Origin of the sequence: Methyloversatilis sp., assembly GCF_965284615.1 — a bacterium.
Classification (GTDB): domain Bacteria; phylum Pseudomonadota; class Gammaproteobacteria; order Burkholderiales; family Rhodocyclaceae; genus Methyloversatilis.
On record NZ_OZ260098.1, the window covers coordinates 1439940 to 1460779 of the forward strand.

The 20840-nt window shown below is 67.0% G+C and carries 16 protein-coding genes and 1 pseudogene; 4 read left to right on the forward strand and 13 right to left on the reverse strand.

The window, feature by feature from the left end; translation table 11 throughout:
* Nucleotides 1-50: 50 nt before the first annotated feature.
* From rpmE to ACQ66H_RS06980, 3 genes are all read right to left on the reverse strand, one after another.
* Nucleotides 51-263: a 50S ribosomal protein L31 gene (gene rpmE, locus ACQ66H_RS06970; protein WP_430433377.1), complete on the reverse strand. Its 213-nt coding sequence runs from the start codon at nucleotides 261-263 to the stop codon at nucleotides 51-53.
* A 127-nt stretch (nucleotides 264-390) separates the two neighbouring features.
* Nucleotides 391-1329, reverse strand: a complete 939-nt coding sequence (locus tag ACQ66H_RS06975; protein WP_430433378.1) for a transglutaminase family protein — start codon at nucleotides 1327-1329, stop codon at nucleotides 391-393.
* Complete coding sequence (locus ACQ66H_RS06980) at nucleotides 1326-3776, reverse strand: circularly permuted type 2 ATP-grasp protein (RefSeq protein WP_430433379.1); 2451 nt, start codon at nucleotides 3774-3776, stop codon at nucleotides 1326-1328. The genes ACQ66H_RS06975 and ACQ66H_RS06980 overlap by 4 nt, the downstream gene beginning before the upstream one ends.
* A 155-nt stretch (nucleotides 3777-3931) precedes the next feature.
* On the opposite strand from ACQ66H_RS06980, the gene ACQ66H_RS06985 reads away from it, so the two are divergent.
* The 3 genes and pseudogenes from ACQ66H_RS06985 to ACQ66H_RS06995 all read left to right on the forward strand — a co-directional run bounded on the left by ACQ66H_RS06985 (nucleotide 3932) and on the right by ACQ66H_RS06995 (nucleotide 7134).
* Entirely contained in the window at nucleotides 3932-4894 is a 963-nt protein-coding gene (locus ACQ66H_RS06985; protein ID WP_430433380.1) for an NAD(P)/FAD-dependent oxidoreductase, read from the forward strand.
* A 203-nt stretch (nucleotides 4895-5097) separates the two neighbouring features.
* Nucleotides 5098-6249: pseudogene (locus ACQ66H_RS06990) on the forward strand (FIST signal transduction protein); the annotation flags it as partial.
* 297 nt (nucleotides 6250-6546) lie between these two features.
* The gene (locus tag ACQ66H_RS06995) at nucleotides 6547-7134 is read left to right on the forward strand and encodes a methyl-accepting chemotaxis protein (RefSeq protein WP_430435606.1); all 588 of its coding nucleotides are present in this window, start codon (nucleotides 6547-6549) and stop codon (nucleotides 7132-7134) included.
* Nucleotides 7135-7266: 132 nt separating this feature from the next.
* Here the strand turns inward: ACQ66H_RS06995 and ACQ66H_RS07000 are convergent, their stop codons facing one another.
* The 5 genes from ACQ66H_RS07000 to norR form a co-directional block, all read right to left on the reverse strand.
* A complete protein-coding gene (locus ACQ66H_RS07000) occupies nucleotides 7267-8856 on the reverse strand; it encodes a methyl-accepting chemotaxis protein (RefSeq protein ID WP_430433381.1) in 1590 nt (529 codons plus the stop codon).
* A 161-nt stretch (nucleotides 8857-9017) separates the two neighbouring features.
* Entirely contained in the window at nucleotides 9018-10880 is a 1863-nt protein-coding gene (mnmC, locus tag ACQ66H_RS07005) for a bifunctional tRNA (5-methylaminomethyl-2-thiouridine)(34)-methyltransferase MnmD/FAD-dependent 5-carboxymethylaminomethyl-2-thiouridine(34) oxidoreductase MnmC (RefSeq protein ID WP_430433382.1), read from the reverse strand.
* A 95-nt stretch (nucleotides 10881-10975) separates the two neighbouring features.
* A complete protein-coding gene (gene lysS, locus ACQ66H_RS07010) occupies nucleotides 10976-12475 on the reverse strand; it encodes a lysine--tRNA ligase (RefSeq protein ID WP_019918883.1) in 1500 nt (499 codons plus the stop codon).
* Between the two features lie 118 nt (nucleotides 12476-12593).
* Nucleotides 12594-12911 carry a quaternary ammonium compound efflux SMR transporter SugE gene (gene sugE / locus ACQ66H_RS07015; RefSeq protein WP_019918882.1) on the reverse strand — a complete coding sequence of 106 codons (318 nt, stop codon included), beginning with the start codon at nucleotides 12909-12911 and terminating at the stop codon, nucleotides 12594-12596.
* Nucleotides 12912-13040: 129 nt separating this feature from the next.
* Entirely contained in the window at nucleotides 13041-14594 is a 1554-nt protein-coding gene (gene norR, locus ACQ66H_RS07020) for a nitric oxide reductase transcriptional regulator NorR (RefSeq protein WP_430433383.1), read from the reverse strand.
* A 175-nt stretch (nucleotides 14595-14769) separates the two neighbouring features.
* Between norR and hmpA the strand changes: the two genes are divergently transcribed.
* Nucleotides 14770-15951 carry an NO-inducible flavohemoprotein gene (gene hmpA, locus ACQ66H_RS07025; RefSeq protein ID WP_430433384.1) on the forward strand — a complete coding sequence of 394 codons (1182 nt, stop codon included), beginning with the start codon at nucleotides 14770-14772 and terminating at the stop codon, nucleotides 15949-15951.
* A gap of 329 nt (nucleotides 15952-16280) precedes the next feature.
* Here the strand turns inward: hmpA and ACQ66H_RS07030 are convergent, their stop codons facing one another.
* The 5 genes from ACQ66H_RS07030 to urtE all read right to left on the reverse strand — a co-directional run bounded on the left by ACQ66H_RS07030 (nucleotide 16281) and on the right by urtE (nucleotide 20797).
* Complete coding sequence (locus ACQ66H_RS07030; protein WP_430433385.1) at nucleotides 16281-17096, reverse strand: UDP-2,3-diacylglucosamine diphosphatase; 816 nt, start codon at nucleotides 17094-17096, stop codon at nucleotides 16281-16283.
* A gap of 160 nt (nucleotides 17097-17256) precedes the next feature.
* A complete protein-coding gene (locus tag ACQ66H_RS07035) occupies nucleotides 17257-18393 on the reverse strand; it encodes a hypothetical protein (protein WP_024300535.1) in 1137 nt (378 codons plus the stop codon).
* A gap of 89 nt (nucleotides 18394-18482) precedes the next feature.
* Entirely contained in the window at nucleotides 18483-18812 is a 330-nt protein-coding gene (locus ACQ66H_RS07040) for an FmdB family zinc ribbon protein (protein ID WP_020164090.1), read from the reverse strand.
* A 10-nt stretch (nucleotides 18813-18822) separates the two neighbouring features.
* Entirely contained in the window at nucleotides 18823-20052 is a 1230-nt protein-coding gene (gene fmdA, locus ACQ66H_RS07045; RefSeq protein WP_430433386.1) for a formamidase, read from the reverse strand.
* Between the two features lie 55 nt (nucleotides 20053-20107).
* Nucleotides 20108-20797, reverse strand: coding sequence for an urea ABC transporter ATP-binding subunit UrtE (urtE, locus tag ACQ66H_RS07050; protein ID WP_430433387.1), 690 nt, complete (start codon nucleotides 20795-20797; stop codon nucleotides 20108-20110).
* Between the last annotated feature and the right edge of the window lie 43 nt (nucleotides 20798-20840).

Here is a 20840-nt window from a genome sequence, read left to right on the forward strand (position 1 = left end):
ACAAAAAAGGCAGCCAGAGGCTGCCTTTCTGCTGCGGCGCTGGGCTGTAATCAGCTGCGCGGCACGTTTGCGTACTTCTGACGGAAGCGTTCGACGCGACCGGCGGTGTTGACGATCTTCTGCTTGCCGGTGTAGAACGGGTGGCACGAGGCACACACTTCGATGTGCAGCGGCTTGCCCATCGTCGAACGGGTTTCGAAGTTGTTGCCGCAGGAGCAGGTCACTGCGACGACTTCGTATTTGGGGTGAATGCCTTCTTTCATGCTGGTTTCTTTCTCAAGCGCTCGAAGGCGGGCGGCCTCGTGCGGATCATCGAACCCCGGGTCGGCTGAGCCTGACGGCTGTGCAGACGGTACCCGCGGAGGAAAAACGCGGATTATGGACGGATTTTCATTCCGGTTCAAGGGGCTGCGTCGCCTCTGCGCAGGTGCGGGCCGGTCGGGCATCGTCCTCCGGCATCACGGTGACGCGCACCTCGACCACGTGCTCGCCGCCGCCGAGGATGACGCCGCGCATCGGCGTGACGTCGCTGAAGTCGCGCCCCCAGGCGACGGTGATGTGCTGGTCATCGGGCTGCACGCAGTTGGTCGGGTCGAAATCGAGCCAACCCGCACCCGGACAGAACACCGACACCCATGCGTGCGAGGCGTCGGCGCCGATCAGGCGCGGCTGACCCGGTGGTGGCTGCGTCAGCAGATAGCCGCTGACGTAGCGTGCCGGCAGGCCGAGCGAACGCAGGCAGCCGATCATGAAGTGGGCGAAATCCTGACAGACGCCGCGTCGCTGCTTGAGCAGTGTTTCCAGCGGCGTGCTCACGGTGGTGGCTTCCGGGTCGAATTCGAAATCGCGATGGATGCGCCGCATCAGCGCACAGGTGGCGTCGAACAGCGGCCGGTCTCGGTGGAAGTCGAGTCGGGCGTAACGCGCCAGTGCGGCCAGCGGTTCGATGTGCGGGCTGGCATACAGGTACTGACAGGGCTCGAGCAGCGGCGCCGGCCCGACCTGGTGAAGGCGGTCGCGCACGTGTTCCCAGGCGGGCGACTGCGGCCTCGGCGCGTCGCCGATGCGCCTCACGTCAACCGTCGAGGTGGCCAGCACCGCCAGTTCCTCATGCGCGGCGCCGACCGAAATGTGTTCGACCCGATTGCCGAAGTAGTCCGTCCGGCGTTCGCGCTCGGCCGGCACCGGCGTGATGTCAACCCGGTGCGCGAGCGTCGTCTGGCGCGGCGTCTCGCGTGGCGTCAGATGCAGAAGCTGGCGCGACATCGACACCGGCCAGGCGTAGCGGTAGTGCGTTTCGTGCAGCACGTGATAGCGGACCTGCGTCATCGGCGCTCCTCGGTGCCCGTCCACACGCCGTCCGAGTGACTGAAGAAACGCAGCCCGAGCTGTTCCGACAGTGCGTAGGCCGCGCTGCCCAGCCGTTCGAGCAGGGTGTCGAGCCGGGTCGAGCCGGTGTGCAGGTCGGCCTCCGGCCGCAGCGACAGCAATTCAGCCACCGCGTCCGACAGTGCGGCCGGCTCCAGCGCGCCGAACTGGGCGGCGAGCCGCGCCAGATAGTCGGTCAGGCCGAGCGCCTGGTAGGCGACCGAGCGCGGATTCGTCTCGTCGCACACCAGCAGATCCAGTACCGGCAGCCACTGCGGCCGCGTCATGTAGCGCGAGCGGTAGGTGATGGTGCTGTCCGCAAGTTCGAGCAGCCAGTCCGGCGCGTCGCCGGCCGCAGCCAGCGCGTGGCGCAGCACGCCACACATGAACTGCAGCCGCTCGATGCGGCGGCCCATCGACAGGAAGCGCCAGCCCTGGTCGCGCGTCATGCCGTCGAGCGCGAATCCGGACAGGGTCATCATCGCCTGAACGCAGCGGTCCAGCCGCTCCAGCACCTCGCCCGGCTCGCTCGGCTGGGCGGCGCTCAGCTCGTCGGTCAGCCGGCTGATCACCCGCCAGTTGTCGAGCGACATCCGCTCGCGCAGGTTGAACGCAACGGTGGACAGTTGGTGCAGACCGCCGGCCAGCGACCCGGGTGCCGCCGGATCGAGCGCGGCGGCGCGCAGTGCAGCGCCGATGTCCTCACCCGGCTCGGCGGGCAGCAGGCCGTTGTGCTGGCACAGCGCGGTCAGCGCGTGGTCGCGGATGTCGTCCAGCTCGATGTGCTGGCCGATGGTTGCGCGCAGCAGTCGCGCGCCGTTGTCGCAGCGTTCGCAGTAGCGGCCGAACCAGAACAGGTTCTCCACGACGCGGCTGGACAGATTGCTGCCGGCACGCACCAGTTCGGCGGGTGACACCGAACGGCGCAGCAGGCTGAAGGTGTTGACGGTGCCGTGCGTCAGCACCCAGGTGTCCTTGCTCGAACCGCCGCGCTGCATCGCGATCACCCGCGCGTCGCGGTCGGACGCCACGCGGGCGAGTCCGCCCGGCATCACGGCATAGCCTTCGGGCGAAGCACAGGCGAACACGCGCAGGCCGACCGCGCGCGCCGCCAGCCGGCGCGGGTGCTGGGTGTCCCACACCGGCGCCTGCGACAGCTGAACCAGTTCCTGGGCGACGTAGTGATGCGGTCGTGCGCGCATCTTCGCGATCAGCGCGGCGCGCGACTTGCGGTCGAGGTCTGCACCGAACACCGAATCGATGCGCAGCTGCGGGAAGGCCGGCTTGATCACCAGTGTGTCGAGGCGGGCAATGGCGTCTTCCAGCGCCGCCTCCTCGCCGCACCACCAGGTGGCGAGCGAGGGCATGGCCAGCGGCTCGCCGAGCAGACGTTCGCACAGCCGCGGCAGGAAGCCGAGCAGGGCGCCGGTCTCCAGCAGGTTGGAGCCGAGCGCGTTGGCGATCAGCACGTTGCCGCGTCGCGCCGCGTTGACCAGACCGGGCACGCCGAGCGCAGAGTCGGCACGCAGTTCGAGCGGGTCGCAGAAGTCGTCGTCGAGACGGCGCAGCACGGCATGCACGCGGCGCAGGCCGGACAGGTGCTTGAGCCACACCTTGCCGTCGCGCACCAGCAGATCCGAACCCTCGACCAGCGGAAAGCCGAGGTAGCGCGCCAGATAGGCGTGCTCGAAATAGGTTTCGTTGTAGGGGCCGGGCGTCAGCAGCACGGTCAGTGGCGGACCGTCACCCTCCGGTGCATGCTGCGCCAGCGTGTCGCGCAGCGTGGCGAAGAAGCTCGCCAGGTGCTCGACGTGCAGGTCGCGGAACTGCTCCGAGAACACGCGCGAAATGACCAGCCGGTTCTCCAGCGAGTAACCGGCGCCCGACGGCGCCTGCGTGCGATCGGCGAGCACCCACCAGCGGCCGTCGGGCGAACGCGCAAGATCGGCCGCGTACAGATGCAGATGGATGTCGCCCGGCACCTTCAGCCCGTGACAGGGTCTCAGGAAACCGGCGTGACCATAGACCAGCGCTGGCGGCAGCAGGCCTTCGGCCAGCATCTGCTGCGGCCCGTAAACGTCCTGCAGGATGAGGTTGAGCAGCCGCGCGCGCTGTGCGATCGCGGCCGAAATCTGCGTCCACTCGTCGGGCGGGATGACCAGCGGCAGTACGTCCAGCTCCCATGGGCGCTCGACGCCGCGCGGATCGGCATAGACGTTGTAGGTGACGCCGTTCTCGCGGATCTGCCGGCGCACCGACGCCAGCCTTTCCTGCATCTGTTCCGGGCGGGCGCGCACCAGAGTGTCGAACAGCACGCGCCAGTGCGGGCGCAGTGTCCACGGGGCGGACAGCAGTTCGTCGTAACGCGGTCCGGTTTGCGGGTAGTGCTCGAGCAGTTGGCGGGGCATCGGTGTTGCTGTCGTGGTGCGCGGCGCTTGGCCATTCGCGCACGCGCTTCCGGATCGTGGCGTGCGAAACAAGTGAGAGCAGACCCTAGCACAGACCTTGCATGATCCGCGCCGCACACGCAGGTGATGCGCTGATAAATAGAGGAACAGCAACAATGCACAACATTGCGGTAATCGGAGCGGGCATGGCGGGATGCACGCTCGCGCGGCGGCTGGTCGACGCCGGGCGCTCGGTCCAGGTGTTCGACAAGGGCCGTGCGGCAGGCGGTCGCATGGCCACGCGCGCGGCCGGTCGGCTGCGCTTCGATCACGGCGCGCAGTTCATGTCGGTGCGCGGCGAGGCGCTGCAGGGGCGCCTCGCAGACTGGCAGCGCGCCGGCGTCATCGCGCAGTGGTCCGCAGCCGCGATCGACGGCGATCCGCGCTGGGTGGGCGTGCCCGGCATGAATGCGCTGGCGCCGCGCCTGCTGTGGGGCGCCGAGATCCGTTCGCAGATCGCCATCACCGGCATGGGGGCGGACCGCCTCGGCTGGTGGCTGGCGGGCGAGGCCGGCATGCTGGCCGACTGTTTCGACGCGGTGCTGGTGACCTTGCCGGCGCCGCAGGCGGCGGGACTGTTCGAGCGCTGCGCCGGCATGGACATCAAGCCCTTCATCGACGCCATGCAGGACATCCGCTATGCGCCTTGCTGGACGCTGATGCTGTCGTTCGCAGAGCGCATCGGCGCTGACGACTGCCTGCGCTTCGACGCCGGCGGCGCACTGAACTGGGCGGCGCGTGACAGCAGCAAACCGCAGCGCGACTCCGCGCAGGAGTGCTGGGTGGTGCACGCCGATGCGCAGTGGTCGCAGGACCATCTCGAGTGCTCACCGGAGGAGATCGAAGCCTTGCTGCTCGAGGCTTTCGCAGCCGCGACCGGCTGTGCGGCGATGCCGGTTCATCGCTGCGCGCATCGTTGGCGCTACGCCCGCGTGATCCGGCCACTCGGCCGTCCCTGTCTGTGGGACGCCGAAAGCAAGCTTGGCTATGCCTCCGACGGCTGTCTGGGCGAGCGCATCGAGGATGCCTTCGACAGCGCCAACGCGCTGGCCGACCGCGTGCTGGGCCTGGTCGATTGATTTGCCCGCGGTGGCTGTCGTGCTGCCCCGCACCATGTCCGACTTCGTTAAACCCATGTGTTCATTGAAGAAAAAGTGTCCAGAGATTGAACACGCCTGGAAAATTTTCGTTTCTCAACCATAAAGTCCAGAGGGTCGCTCCCGTTGGTTAACGCTGATCGACGCGCCACCGCGTGGCCGATCGGGAACTCAGGGAGAGAGAGATGAAACTATTCGGACGCCAGTCACAGAACGGGCGCGCAGGCGTCGAAACGCTGCAGACGCGGTTGGGCGAACTGGAATCGCGCCTTGCCGCGGTACGCAGCACGCCCTCGTTCGTCAGCGGATACGTTGCACCGGACGTCAACATCGACCGCGTCGCGCAGGCCATCAAGGCCCGCTTTCCGGGTGTTGCGCTGACCCTGAGCACCACCGCCGGCGAACTGTGCAGCGCCGCCGGTTCTTCGCTGTACTGTGCCGCGTCGGACGGACGCGACCGCGTCGTGCTGCAGCTTTTCGATCGCAGCGTGATCGGCCAGGCGCAGGTGGTGGCGATACCGCTGGCCAGCGAGGACCTGCGGCAGAACGGTCGCGTGATGGACTACCGCGAGCGCATCGAACGTCTGGTACGCAGCATCCAGGGGGCGCAGGTGGCGATGGACATCGATCACCGCGACACCTTCGCCTATGTGCTGTTCGACGGCCTGTCGAATTCCGAATCCTTCTTCATGGAAGCGCTGTACGAAGCCGGCCGCTTTCCCTGTCTGTTCGTCGGCGGCTCGGCCGGCGGCAAGCTCGACTTCAAGGACACGTGGCTGCACGACGGCAACCGCCGACTCAACAACCACGTGCTGGTGACCTTCCTGAAGATGGCGCCGCACGTGCGTTTCGGCGTGTTCAAGAGCCAGAACTTCGAAGCCACGCAGACCCGCTTCCAGATATTCAGCGCCTCGGTCGAGCGTCGCCAGGTCAATCTGGTAATCGACGAGGACGGCCGCGCGGTGTCGCTGATCGACGCGCTGTGCAGGACTTTCGGCTGCGAGCGCGGCCAGCTGTCGGCCAAGCTCGACAGTCACTCCTTCGCCATCCGTGTGAATGGCGAACTGTTCGTGCGCTCGGTCGCGACGCTCGACTTCGACCACGATCGCGTCAACTTCTACTGCGACGTGGCGCCGGGGGAGGAACTGGTGCTGGTACGGCGTACGCCATTCGCCGCCACCACGGAGCGCGACTTCCGCGCCTTCATGTCGAACAAGCCGGGCCAGCCGCTGGCCGGCATGTTCAACGACTGCGTGCTGCGCCGGCTCTACAACGGTGCTGAACTGAGCGGGCTGGACCGCGTGTTCAGCGGCATCGACGTCGCCGGTTTCTCGACCTTCGGCGAAATCCTCGGTCTGAACCTGAACCAGACGCTGACCGCCGTGTTCTTCTTCCGGCTGCAGCAGGGCGAGGTGTTCCGCGACGAGTATGTCGACAACTTCGTCGCCCATTACGGCGAGTTCAAGGCCTTCTTCCTGCGCCGGCAGAACGCCAAGCTGGCGGGCATGTCGCGCGTGATGGTGCAGCAGATCAGCGACTACCGCGCCGGCAACTTCGGCAGCCGGCTTGATCCGGGCAACGTCAACCCGAGCATGGTGCCGGTGGTACGCGATCTGAACCACCTTGGCGAAATCATGCTCGACGCCCAGCGCACGCGCGAGGCGACCGCGAGCCAGCTCGAAGCCTGTGCCAACGATCTGTATGGCTCGGTGGGGGAGCTGACGACGCGCCTGAGCGACCAGCAGGGCGTGATCCAGACCGCGGTGCGTACCGTCGATACGCTGGCCGGCCAAGCGAACGAAGTGGGCAGCAGTGCGCGCGATCTGTCGCACGCCAGCGACCGTATCCAGCGCGTGGTCGAAATGATCCAGCAGATCGCCGACCAGACGAACCTGCTGGCGCTGAATGCGGCGATCGAGGCGGCGCGTGCCGGCGAAGCCGGGCGCGGTTTTGCCGTGGTGGCCGACGAGGTGCGCATGCTGGCCGAGAAGTCGCGCAACAGCGCAGGCGTGATCGGCAAGGACATTTCCGCGCTGGCGGCGGAGATCGTGCGCGTGGCGCAGATGATCGAAGCGCAGTTGACCGGCGTTTCAGGCCTGACCCAGGTGCTCGAAACCATCGATGCCTACAGCAGCGAAACCGCCGGCGTGGCCGGGCACACGCGTGGCGTGGCCGACGTGCTGAAGGGGCTGACCGGCGCAACCCATGCCGTGCGCGCCTGAGAGGACCCTCCGGGAGACGTGAAAAGGCGACAGCTCCGTTGTGGGCGGGCGCTGTCGCCAAGGGGGAAGCGGATCGGAAGTGCGCGCGATCGCGGAAGCCGCCGAGCCTGATCGGCACGGCGGCGGTCCGTATCAGTGCAGCGCCTGTTCCAGGTGTTTCACCAGTTCGCGCAGTTCGCTCGAGGTCGAATGCAGGCGGGTGGCGGCCTCGCCGACCGACTGCACGCTCGAGTTGGTCTGTTCAACCGTGCTCGAAATGCGTTCCATGCTGCACGCCACCTCGTGCGAGGCGAGCGACTGCTGGCGCAGCATCTGGGTGATTTCCTCGGAGTAGTTGGCGGCTTCGCGGCTGGCGTCCCAGATGCCCTGGAGGCCGGCACTGCTGGCCTCGATTTCGCTCGTTGACCGGGCCACCTCGCCTGCCGTCGCGCTCATCGTGTTGACCGCCGAACCTGCCAGCTGGATGATGTCGGTCACGGCCGAGCCGATGTCCTTGGTGCTGGTGCGGGTGCGCTCGGCCAGCTTGCGCACCTCGTCGGCCACCACCGCGAAGCCGCGGCCCTGTTCGCCGGCGCGTGCGGCTTCAATCGCGGCATTCAGCGCGAGCAGATTGGTCTGTTCGGCGATGTCGTTGATTACCTGCGACACCTCGCGGATCTTCTCGACCGACGCGTTCACCTCGGCAATGCGTTCCTGCGACTGCGTCACCACGCCGACCACGCGATGACTGCTGGCGATGCCCGCTTCCATCGTCTTCATCGCGTCCTGCGCACTGTGCTCGGTGCGCTTGACCGCCTCCAGGCCACGATCCGTGTTGCTCGACACCTCATTGATGGACACGCTCATTTCTTCCATCGCCGCGGCGACCTGCATCACGTTCTCGCCCTGGGCACCGGTGGCCTTGATCAGCGCGCGCATCGCCTCGTCCAGTTCCTTCGAGCGATCATCGACCTCGCGCGCATTGACCAGTACGTCAGCGAACATTGCGCGCAGGTGGATGCGCATCACTTCCATCGCGACGAACAAGGGACGCAGCGGGCCGGCGGGCGCCGCGATGGTCTTGGCGAGCTTGCCCTCGTCGAGTTCGAGCATGGTGCGGTGCAGACTGTCGAGACGGCCGGCGACCGTGCTGTTCTGCCAGGCGGCGGTGCCCAGTGCGACCGCGGCGGCGACGCCGGACAGGCCCAGGCCCCACACGCCGCCGACGGCGCCGCCGGCCAGCGCCAGCGCTGACGTCACGCCGGCACCGAGCCAGACACGGCCGGCAAGGCCCAGTCTCGGCTTGCTGATCGGCGTACGCGGGAATTTCGCCGTCTTGTCGCGGACGGCGCGGTAGAGCGTTTCGGCGGCGGCGACTTCTTCGCGCTTGGGCGCGTTGCGCACCGACTGGTAACCGACCGTACGGCCATCGACGGTGATTGGCGTGACGAAGGCTTCGACCCAGTAGTGGTCGCCGTTCTTCGAGCGGTTCTTGACCAGACCGCGCCACGGCTGACCGGCCTTGATGGTGAGCCAGAGGTCTTCGAAAGCTTCGGGCGGCATGTCTGGATGCCGCACGACATTGTGATTGTGGCCGACCAGCTCTTCGCGGCTGAAGCCGCTGATGCTGATGAAGGACTCATTGGCGTAGGTGATGGCGCCCTTCAGGTCGGTTTTGGTGACGATGGGTTTCCCGGGCTCAAGGAAGACTTCTTTCTGCGTTACCGGCAGATTTATTTTCACGGCGACTCTCCAGGTGGCGTGATCCCTCCCGGAAAGGACTGTCGGGCTTCATGCAAGCAAGACGAACGGTCACGCATTTCCGGGGGCATGAAGCGGTTTACGGCTGCCGCCCGGAAAGCTTCACCGCTGCGTGAAATTTTTCCCGCAACGGTTGATTTCGGTCAATCGTCCGGCACGAAGCGGGACGGGCTCAGCGCCTGTGCGAGATCCCGTTCGAGCGGCAGCGGATCGCCGCAAAGCCTTGCTGCGAGGAGCTCTGCGCCGAGCGCATTCCACACCAGGCCGCGCGCACCGAGACCGGTCAGCAGATGCAGGCCGCCGGTTTCACCGATCAGCGGCAGACGGTCAGGTGTTGCAGTCCGAAACGAAGTGCGACCGACCAGTGTTGCAGCGTGCGGCGGCGTGCAGGCCTCGGGCAGCAGGCGTTCGAGGCGGGCCAGATTGCCGGCGTGGCTGTCCTCGCGCACCGACGTGTCGCTGTCACCGATGTCGAAACTGGCACCCAGATTGAGGTCGCCGTCCGGTGTCGGGCAGATGTAGCCCTCGCGGCACACGGTCACATGCAGATTGGGCAGCAGGCTGCGCGGCAGCCGCGTCACCTGGCCGCGCACGCGGGTCAGTGGCAGCGGGTGCGGCAGTAGCGCGCAGGCGTCCGCCGCGTTGGCCAGTACCACGGCGTCGGCGTCGATCAGCGTGCCGGCAGTGGTGCCTACCGACCAGTGGTCGCTGTCGCGGGTCAGGGACAGTGCTTCGGTAGACATCAGCCGACTCAACGCCGCACCGGCGCGCTCGAGATTGGCGTCGCACAGGCTGGCCGGATTCACCCAGGCGCCGCGCGGGAACCACCAGCCGCCGAGTGCGACCGGATAGCCGATGCGCCGCGTCATTTCCCAGTCGGACAGGTAGCGCACCAGTGCTTGCGGCAGCGCGCCGGTTTCGCACACCTCGCGCTGCAGGCGTTCGTGTCCGGCGTCGTGGGCGATCTGCATCACGCCGGTTGGGCCCCACTTGAGCGGCCGACCTTCACCGGCCAGCCGCCTCATGTGGGCCGAGGCGTGCAGGAAGGCGGCACGGGAAAAGCGGGCGATCACGCTGTCGTCGCGGGCGATCATCGGTCGCAGTACCCCCGCCGCATTGCCCGACGCTTCCTGCGCCGGGCCTGCGTGGCGCTCGATCAGCACCACTTCGACGTCACGCGCGGCCAGCCGCTCGGCGACGGCGCAGCCGGCGAGGCCGGCACCGATCACCGCCACCCGCTTCGGCGCCGCCGGCTCGGGCCGATGGCGCAGCGCGGCCGCCTGAGCGCCCGGGTGCAGGCGGCCGGTCAGCATGTGGCGCTTCGGCCCGAAGCCGGTCTGCTTTTCCGTAACGAAGCCGGCGCCGGCCAGCGCGTCGCGCACGCCGGAGGCGACGCTCCAGGTGGCCAGCGTGGCATCCGCGGCGGCGAGGCGCGACAGCTGTTTACATATGTGGGGCGACCACAGTTCGGGATTCTTCGCCGGCGAGAAGCCATCCAGATAGATCGCGTTGGCGCGCAGGGTCAGTTGCGGCAGCAGCGTGTCGGCGTCGCCCAGACCCAGCGTCAGGATGACGCGACCGGCGTCGAACTCGATGCGGTGCAGCCCGCGCACCGCCAGCGGCCAGCGCTCGACCAGCTTCTGCGCCATCTCGGCCATGTCCTGCGGCAGCAGGCGCTGGCAGGCGATGGCCAGGTCGTACTGCGCGAACGGGTGTTTCTCGACCGATACGAAGTGCAGTCGTGCGCAGCGCTCCGGGCTGTCGCGCCAGGCGCGCCAGGTGGCGAGAAAGTTCAGGCCGAGGCCGAAACCGGTCTCCAGCACGACGAAGCGTTCGCGTCCGACCCAGCGGTCGGGCAGACCGTTGCCGGCGAGAAACACGTGCTGCGCCTGCGCCAGAGCGCCGTCCGACGAGTGATAGACGTCGTCGTAGGCGGCCGAGCGCGGCGTGCCGTCGTCGGCGAATTCGAGCGGCGCGGGAACCAGGGGCTGAAGAGGTCGGGACATGGTGCGGTCACTGGAAAGCGGAACGCCGATCAGGACCGGCGCCGCGGGCATCGGTTCGATCGGCGTTCATCGTGGGCCGTATCCGGGCCGGACGCTTACTCGCGCCGCATCTGCGGGAACAGGATCACGTCGCGGATATTGGCCGAGTCGGTCAGCAGCATGACCAGGCGGTCGATGCCGATGCCGCAGCCGCCGGTCGGCGGCAGGCCGTGCTCGAGCGCGCGGATGTAATCGGCGTCGAAATACATCGCTTCTTCGTCGCCAGCGTCCTTGGCTTTGGCCTGTTCGAGGAAGCGGGCCGCCTGGTCTTCCGGGTCGTTCAGCTCAGAGAAGCCATTCGCGATCTCGCGGCCGACGATGAACAGCTCGAAGCGCTCGGTGATGTCCGGCTGCGCGTCCGAACGGCGCGCCAGCGGGCTCACCTCGGCCGGGTAGTCGATGATGAAGGTCGGTTCCCACAGCTGCGCTTCGGCGCAGGCTTCGAACAGCTGCAGCTGCAGCGAGCCGAGGCCGCCCGGCTTCACCTTTTCGCCGTGGGTCACGATGGCCTGCTTCACGAAGGCCTCGTCGGCCAGCTGCTCTTCGGTGTACTGCGGGTTGTACTTGCGAATGGCCTCGACGATGGTCAGCCGGTGGAAGGGCTGGCCCAGGTCCAGCTCGCGGCCCTGGTACATGAACTTGGTCGTGCCCAGCGCCTGTTCGGCGCAGTGGCGCAGCAGGTATTCGGTGTAGTCCATCAGCTGCCGGTAGTCGGCATAGGCCTGATAGAACTCCATCATCGTGAATTCGGGATTGTGGCGCGGGCTGATGCCTTCGTTGCGGAAATTGCGGTTGACCTCGAACACCTTCTCGAAACCGCCGACCACCAGTCGCTTCAGGTAGAGCTCGGGCGCGATGCGCAGGAACAGTTCCATGTCGAGCGCGTTGTGGTGGGTCTTGAAGGGCTTGGCCGCAGCGCCGCCAGGGATGGGGTGCATCATCGGCGTTTCGACCTCGAGGAAGCCCTGGCGCGTCATTTCGGCGCGGATGGCGCTCATCATGCGGCTGCGCGCGACGAAGGTGGCGCGCGAGTCGTCGTTGGTGATGAGGTCGAGGTAGCGGTAGCGGTACTTCGCTTCCTGGTCCGACAGGCCGTGGAATTTCTCCGGCAGCGGACGCAGCGCCTTCGACAGCAGGCGGATGGCGTCGCACTTCACCGTCAGTTCGCCGGTGCGGGTGCGGAACAGCGTGCCGGAACAGCCGACGATGTCGCCCAGGTCCCAGTGCTTGAAGGCGCCATGCACCTCTTCGCCGACGCCGTCATTGGTCACGTAGAGCTGGATGCGCCCCGACATGTCCTGGATGGTGGCGAAGCTGGCCTTGCCCATCACGCGCTTGAGCATGATGCGGCCGGCAAGTTGTACGCGCTCGGGATGTGCTTCCAGTGCCTCGGCGGTGGCCGTCGCATGCTGGGCGGTGATTTCGCCGGCGTAATGCGTGCGCTGGAAGTCGTTCGGGTAGGCGCCGCCGGCTTCACGCCACTGGCGCAGTTTCTCGCGCCGCTCCGCGATGATGTGGTTGTCGTCGTCGGCAGGCAGTGCGGCGTGGTCGGTCATGATGGGCTCGAAAGGTGGACCGCGCACGCAAGTGTGCGCAGCAAAAGCGAAAGCCCGCGATTTTCGCCGATAGCGGGCAGCCGGCACAAGTGCGCGGCTGCCGCGCCCGACCTGACTGTCAGGCCGAAGTCAGCTTGAGACCGAGAATGCCGGCGACGATGAGGCCGACACAGACCAGTCGCGCCGCGTTCGCCGGCTCGCTGAACAGCACGATGCCGAGGATGACAGTGCCGACCGCGCCGATGCCGGTCCACACCGCGTAGGCGGTGCCGACCGGCAGGTTGCGCATGGCGATGCCGAGCAGCACGACGCTGATGATCATCGTCACGACGGTGAAGGCCGAAGGCCAGAAACGGCTGAAACCGTCGGTGTATTTGAGGCCGATCGCCCAGGCGCATTCGAACAGGCCGGCGATCACGAGGATGGTCCACGACATGAGCTCAACTCCGGATATCGGGGCCGTCCCCGTCGCATGAAACGCCGCGCGGGTCGTCCCGCTGGCGGTGTGCGTGTTGCACACAGGGAATATTCGTTTCTTTTGATGCACGGGTCAAGATGCGGTGCGTCAGCGCAGGCCGAGCCGTTTCGCCAGCCGCTGCAGGTTGGCGCGGTCCAGCCCCAGTTCGCGCGCGGCGGCGGCCCAGTTGTGACCGGTGCGCGCCAGCGCGGCGGCGATCGCTTCGCGCTGCAGGCGGTTGACCGCGCTGCGCAGGTCGCCGACCGGGCCCGCCGGATCGCTGACCGGCGCCGGTGTCTCGGGCGGTGCCGGCGGCGACAGTTCGAGGTGAGCGGCGTCCAGCGTGACGATGCGCGGGCGCTCGTGGGTGCCGGCCAGCGCCTTCAGCGCGGCGCGGCTGATCAGGTGTTCCAGTTCGCGCACATTGCCGGGCCAGTCGTGAGCGAGCAGGGCGGCTTGTGCGTCCGGGGCAAGGCGCAGGCCGCGCAGACCGAGACGGGCACGGTTCTGTTCGAGGAAGCGGCCGGCCAGCAGCAGAACGTCGCGGCCGCGTTCGCGCAGCGGCGGCACGTGCAGCGGATAGACGCCGAGGCGGTGGTAGAGGTCGGCGCGGAAGCGGCCGGCGCGCACTTCCTCGGCCAGATCGCGGTTGGTGGCGGCGATCACGCGCACGTCCACATGGACCTCCTGCTCGGCACCGATGCGCTGCAACTGGCCGCCCTGCAGCACGCGCAGCAGCTTGGCCTGGGCCGCCAGCGGCAGTTCGCCGATCTCGTCGAGGAAGAGCGTGCCGCCGTCGGCCAGCGCGAACTTGCCGCGGCGCTCGGTCAGCGCGCCGGAAAAGGCGCCGCGCACATGGCCGAACAGTTCGCTCTCGACCAGGTTGTCCGGCAGCGCGGCGCAGTTCAGGCTGACCAGCGGCCGCGTGGCGCGCGTCGATGCGGCGTGCAGTGCCCGCGCGACCAGTTCCTTGCCGACGCCTGTTTCGCCGTGGATGAGTACGGTGAGTTCGCTGCCACCGACCAGTTCGATCTCCTTCAGCAGACGCCGGTGCGCCGCACTGTGGCCGACCATGTCGCCGCTGCCCGCCGGGCTGGCGCCGGCCGCCTCGCGGTATGCCTCGGCGCGCAGTTCCTCGTTCTCGGCCCGGCGCGCCAGTGTGTCGATGCGCTGCGCGGCCTTAACGGTGGCCGCGGCCAGGCTCGCGAAGCCGGCCAGCATGTCGAGGTCGGCGCCGGCAAAGCGCGCAGGGTCGAGCGCGTCGAGTGTCAGTACGCCCCAGGGCTGTTCGTCCAGATAGAGCGGGCAGCCCAGGCAGTCGTGTACTTCCAGATGTGCGCCGTGACCCTGTATCAGTCCGTCATAGGGGTCGGGCAAGGGGCAGTCGGCGGCGAAGCGGGTCGGTTCGCTGCGTTCGAGCAGCGCCGCCAGGCGCGGGTGCTCGGCGATCAGGAAGTGACGGCCCAGCGTGTCCGGGCTCAGGCCGTCTATCGCCAGCGGCACCAGACGGTCGCCGTCCAGCCGCAGCAGCGCGGTGGCGTCGCAGGGGAGCAGTTCGCGCAGCGCCTGCAGCAATCGGCGATAGCGCTCCTGCGCCGGCAGGTCGCGCGACAGGTCGTTGACCAGCGGAATCAGTGCGGACAGCAGCGGGTGTGTGGTCATTGTGACGCGGTGTTGTCGAAGTGACTCGGGTGCAGTGTAGTCGTTTCAACTCGATGGTGCTGCAAGTGACTGATCCGCAAGAGACCGTTCCATGGCACGGCGCTTGATAGGGCGTGGGTGCCCGCGCGTCACGGGACTTTCGCGCCGGCGTTTCATTCACTTTCAGGAGAAAACCATGCTGAGCCCGGAACACCGAGCCGTCATCAAGGCCACCGTGCCGCTGCTGGAGAGCGGCGGCGAAGCGCTGACCACGCACTTCTACCGCATCATGCTGAGCGAACACCCGGAGGTGCAGCCGCTGTTCAATCAGGCGCACCAGGCCAGCGGCGACCAGCCGCGCGCGCTCGCCAATGGCGTGCTGATGTACGCGAAGAACATCGACCGCCTGGATGCGCTCGGCCCGCTGGTCGGGCAGATCGTGCAGAAGCACGTGTCGCTGCAGGTGCTGCCCGAGCATTACCCCATCGTCGGCGGCTGCCTGCTGCGCGCCATCCGCGAGGTGCTCGGTGCCGAGATCGCGACCGACGCGGTAATCGAAGCCTGGGCCGCGGCCTACGGCCAGCTGGCCGACCTGCTGATCGGCGCCGAGGAGTCGGTCTATGCCGACCACGCGCAGGCCGACGGCGGCTGGCGCGGTGCGCGCGCCTTCCGCGTCGCACGCAAGGTGCGCGAGAGCGACGAAATAACCTCCTTCCATCTCGAACCGGTGGACGGCCAGCCGGTGCTGCACCACGCGCCGGGCGAATACATCGGCCTGCGGGTGAACATCGAAGGTCAGGAAATGCGCCGCAACTACTCGCTGTCGGCCGCCGCCAACGGTCGCGACTACCGCATCAGCGTCAAGCGCGAGGCGGGCGGCCGGGTGTCCGGTCATCTGCACGAGGCGGTGAACGTGGGCGACGTGCTCGATCTCTTTCCGCCGGCCGGCGATTTCACGCTGCGTGCATCCGACCGTCCGGTGGCGCTGATCACCGCCGGCGTCGGCATCACGCCGGCGCTGCCGATGATGGAAGCGGCGCTGGACCAAGGCCGCGAGGTGCACTTCATCCACTGCGCGCGTCACGGTGGCGTGCACGCCTTCCGCGACCACGTCGAAGCACTGGCCCAGCGGCACCCGAAGCTGAAGCGCTTCTATGTGTACAGCGAACCGCGCGACGGCGACCAGGCGCACGCCGAAGGCTTCATCGAGCGCCTGCATCTCGAACGCTGGCTGCCGCAACCGTCGGCGCTGGACGCCTACTTCCTCGGCCCCAAGCCTTTCATGGCGCGGGTGAAGAAGCAGCTGTCGGAACTGGGCGTGCCGGCTGCACAGACCCATTACGAGTTCTTCGGACCGGCGGCTGCACTGGACGGCTGACAGAGGCGGCGGTCGTGGCAGTGGTCTTCGGCCCGCCAACGCCGCATCGCGACCAGAGGTCGCTCCCACGACACCATGCCCGCGCATTCGCAGGAGCTGGGCTTTCCTTGTGGGAGCTTGCTCGCGATTGCGGCGGGGATCGAAGCCTAAGGCCAGCAACGGCCGCGTCGCGGCCAAGGCCGCTCCAACAAAGGGGCGTACCCGATCGGTGGCTGGAGCGGGGGGGGCTGTGGGAGGGGTCTTCTGACCCCGACAGCGGCGGTGGACAGTACGCGGCGTTGAGTCTATCGACCGCGTCAGCAGCAATGGCTACCGACCATCTGACACGCTCAGGCCTCGGCCGTCTCTTCCTCCACCGCCAGCGCCGTGCGCGGTCCTGCGGCGCGCAGTTCCTGCCCCCAGTTGACGATGGCGAAGCGGCCGTCGGCGTGTTCGACGATGGCGGTGCAGCTGTTGACCCAGTCGCCGCAGTTCATGTAGGTGAGCCCCTGCACCTCGCGCAGCGACACCGCGTGGATGTGACCGCAGATCACACCATCGACGCCGCGCGTGCGCGCCTCGTGCATGACCGAATCCTCGAAGTCGTAGATGAAGCTGACCGCGCTCTTCACCTTGCGCTTGGCATAGCCGGCCAGCGACCAGTAGCCGGCGATGCCAAGCGTGCGGCGCAGCCAGGACAGCCGCGAGTTGATGCTGACCAGCAGGTTGTAGGCGACGTCGCCGAGCAGAGCGACCCAGCGGTGGTGGCGCGTGACCTGGTCGAAGTCGTCGCCATGCACCAGCCAGTATCGGCGACCGTCGGCAGCCTGATGGATGTACTCGCGTTGCAGTTCGATGTCGCCGAACACGGTGCCGGTGTATTCACGCAGCGCTTCGTCGTGATTGCCGGGGATGAAGACGACCTGGGTGCCCTTGCGCGCGCGGCGCAGGATCTTCTGCACGACGGTGTTCTGCGACGGCGTCCAGTGTATGGAGCGGCTCATCGCCCAGAAGTCGATGATGTCGCCCACGAGGTAGAGGTAGTCGGATTCGTGGTGGCGCAGGAAATCGAGCAGCGCCTCGGCCTGGCATCCACGCGTACCGAGGTGGATGTCCGACAGGAAGATGGCGCGCACGCGCCGAACGAGAGGATCGGGAGCATTCACGCCGCCGATTCAAGCCCATCCGTGTGACAGGGCGGTGACGCGGCGCATCGTTGCTGCCCGTCGCGGTGACCGGTGTCGCATGGACGCAAAAAAGGGCACGCCGCAGCGTGCCCTGGAATCGACCGGCCCGGCGCCCTGCGCGCCGGTGGGTCGAGGTGGATCAGTACATCAGCTGCACGCCGAGCACGAACTTGTCGGTGTCGGTACCGGCGGCGTTTTCCATGTCGGAGTACACCGCGGTGATGCGTGCGTTGTGGCCGGCCATCACATAGGTCAGGCCGAAGTCCCACTGCTTGGTGTCGCCGCCGGTGTCGGCGTTGAACTTCTGGTAGCGGGTGTAGGGCTGGAACTGGCCGATGCCGATCTTGGTCGGGATCAGGTAGGCGGCGGTCAGCAGCCAGGCGTCGCCGGCCTGTGCGCCGCCGCAGTTGTTCACATTGGTGCAGAGGATGTTGCCGGCCGTCACGTCGGTCACGCCGTCGGTGTCGTAGTCGTACCAGGCGCCTTCCAGCGTCATCACGCCGCCGCTGGCGAGCTTGGTTTCGTACAGCGCGTCGATGTTCCATGCGCGGTAGTCGCCGCGGGCGAGTGCGGTGCCGACACCGTTCTTCTGCATCTGGTAGGCCATGCCGACGGTGAAGATTTCCTTGCTGCCGAAATAGCTGTTGGTGCCGTAGTAGCCCAGTTCCGGATCGAGGAAGCTGTAGGCGATACGGGTGGCGTACAGCGGATCGTCCGAGTCGTTCGACAGGCCGGTGCCGCGGTTCTTGCCCTGGTAGGCACCGACCGAGTACAGCAGCTTGCCGCCGAGCACGTTACCCCACAGCAGCGCGCCGTCGTCGCGGCCGGTGAAGGCGTTCGGGTACTGCGACACCATCGGGTATTCCCACACGTTGGCGAAGTAAGGGCCAGCCATGTTGGCGCGGTCGGTCGGCGGCAGCATGCGGCCGAACCAGAAATTCACGCCTTCGGTCAGTTCGAACTGCGCGACCGCATCGAGGATGCGCATCGATTCGTCGGACTGGCGTTCGAAGTTGATCATGCCGCCGATGTTCTTGGTGATCTTGCCGCTGGTGATGATACGGACCGAGTCCACCGAGAAGTCGTTCGAGCGCGAGGTGCCGTTCGGTGCGGCGTCTTCGGCGTTGGTGTAGGACGTGCGCGCCCACAGGCTGAGCGTCAGATAGCTTTCGCCGGGACCGGCAACGGTGACGCCCGCGTTCGCGCTGCCGCAGGCGGCGAGGGCGACGGCAAGAGCACTGGCTTTGCGCAGACGGTTCTTGGTGATGTTCTTCATGGTGCTGGACTCCCGGTTGTTGAGGTTCAAGGTGCGAGGTTCAAAGAGCGGACTGCAATGACGGACTGCAAATGGGGCGGACCGGGCGATCAGTGACTGATCATCCAGGGGCGTTTTGTCGGGAAGGCCTTAGAGCCGTCGCGCGCGACAGCCGTGGTCTTGCTGGTTTTGCCGCTGCAGCACGAGCAGCCGGGGCCGTGCGTGCGGCTGGCCAGCTTCGGCTCGTGGCGTGCGCGTTCGTTGGTGGCGTGCGCGCTGCGCAGCTGGCCCGGCATGTCGGCGAAGGCCGGTGCGGAGATCAGCTGGCGTGCGGCCGGCTGTCCGCAGGCCGGGCAGAGGCAGGGCGCGTCCCGCTGCGCGATGCTGCGCATGGCGGAGAAGCTGCCATGCGCCTCGCAGTGAAAGTCGTAGGTCGGCATGGCAGCGTCCTCAGACGTCTTCCGAGATCGGCATCTGCACGCTGCCGTCGAGGAATTTCTGCGGACCGGCTTCGGTCGGCATGATGTCGAAGTCGAAGATGTCGGTCGGCAGCCACAGCGTCGCGCAGGCGTTCGGAATGTTGACCACGCCGCTGATGTGGCCCTGAACCGGTGCGGTGCCGAGAATCGAATAGGCCTGGGCGCCCGAGTAGCCGAACTTCTTGAGGTATTCGATCGCGTTCAGGCAGGCCTGGCGGTAGGCCACATGCACGTCGAGGTAGTGCTGCTTGCCCTGTTCGTCAACCGAAATGCCCTCGAAGATGAGGTAGTCGTCGTACTTGGGCGTGATCGGGCTGGGCTTGAAGATCGGGTTCTTGACCGCGTACTTCTTCATGCCGTCCTTGATGATGTTCACCCGCAGGTGCAGCCAGCCAGCCATTTCGATGGCGCCGCAGAAGGTGATTTCACCGTCGCCCTGCGAGAAGTGCAGATCGCCCATCGACAGGCCGCCGCCCTTCACATAGACCGGGAAGTAGATGCGCGAGCCGCGCGACAGGTCCTTGATGTCGCAGTTGCCGCCGTGTTCGCGCGGCGGCACGGTGCGCGCACCTTCCATCGCTGCCTTGTCGCGCGCTTCGCCCTTCAGGCGACCCATGTGCGCGGTCGGCGCGCAGGGCGGGCAGCCCAGCGGCGGCACGCGCTCGGGGTCGGTGTTGATGAAGTCGATTTCGCGCTTGTTCCACTCTTCGAGCAGCTTGGGATCGGGCAGGCAGCCGATCAGGCCCGGGTGGATCAGGCCGGCGTACTTGACGCCCGGCACGTGGCGCGACTCGGTGAACATGCCCTTGATGTCCCAGATCGACTTCTGCGCCAGCGGGAAGTGGTCGGTCAGGAAGCCGCCGCCGTTCTTCTTCGAGAAGAAGCCGTTGAAGCCCCACAGGCTGTCTTCCTTGGCGCCGATGTCGAGGATGTTGACCACCAGCAGGTCGCCCGGCTCGCAGCCCTCGACGCCGATCGGGCCGGACAGGAAGTGCACCGTGGTCAGGTTGACGTCGCGCACGTCGTCGGCGCTGTCGTTGTTCTGGATGTAGCCGCCGGTCCAGTCGTAGGTTTCGATCTTGAAGTCGTCGCCCGGCTTCACCCACGCGACGATGGGGATGTCCGGGTGCCAGCGGTTGTGCACCATGTCGTTCTCATACGGCGACTGCTTCAGGTCTACCTTGATCAGGGTCTCTGCCATGTTGATCTCCTTGGGTGGAAGGGGCGGTTGGGCGGTGTTGCGGCGGTGGGCGGGGTCAGACGGACAGGAACTGCTTGATGTGCGCGGTATCGGTTTCCGCGCGGGTGCTCTCATGGACCAGGCGGCCGCCTTCGATGACGAACAGGCGGTCGGCCACGTCCATCGCGAAGCTCAGCACCTGCTCGGACACGACGATGGTGATCTGGCGCAACTTGCGGATTTCGTTCAGCGCACGCGCGATGTCCTTGATGATCGAGGGCTGTATGCCTTCGGTCGGCTCGTCGAGCAGCAGCACCTTGGGGTCGGTCACCAGCGCGCGGGCGATGGCCAGCTGTTGCTGCTGACCACCCGACAGGTTGCCGCCCTTGCGGCGGCGCATTTCCCACAGCACCGGGAAGAGGGCGTAGATCTCGTCAGGCACCTTCTTGACCCTGGCATTTTCGAGGCCGGTGTGGATGTTCTCCTCGACGGTGAGCGTCGGGAAAATCATCCGGCCCTGCGGCACGTAGGCGATGCCCTTGGCGACGCGCTTGTAGCTTTCGTCCTTCGATACTTCGTTGCCGGCGACTTCGATCTGGCCGCTCTTCAGCGGCAGGATGCCGATCAGCGACTTGAACAGCGTGGTCTTGCCCATGCCGTTGCGGCCCATGATGGCGACCGTTTCGTTGGCATTGGCTTCGAACGAGATGCCGTGCAGTGCCTCGCTCTGCCCGTAGGCGACATGTACGTCCTTGACGTTCAGCATGGTGGTGTCCTTTTTCGGTGACTGGCGCGTGGGCGGGGCCGCC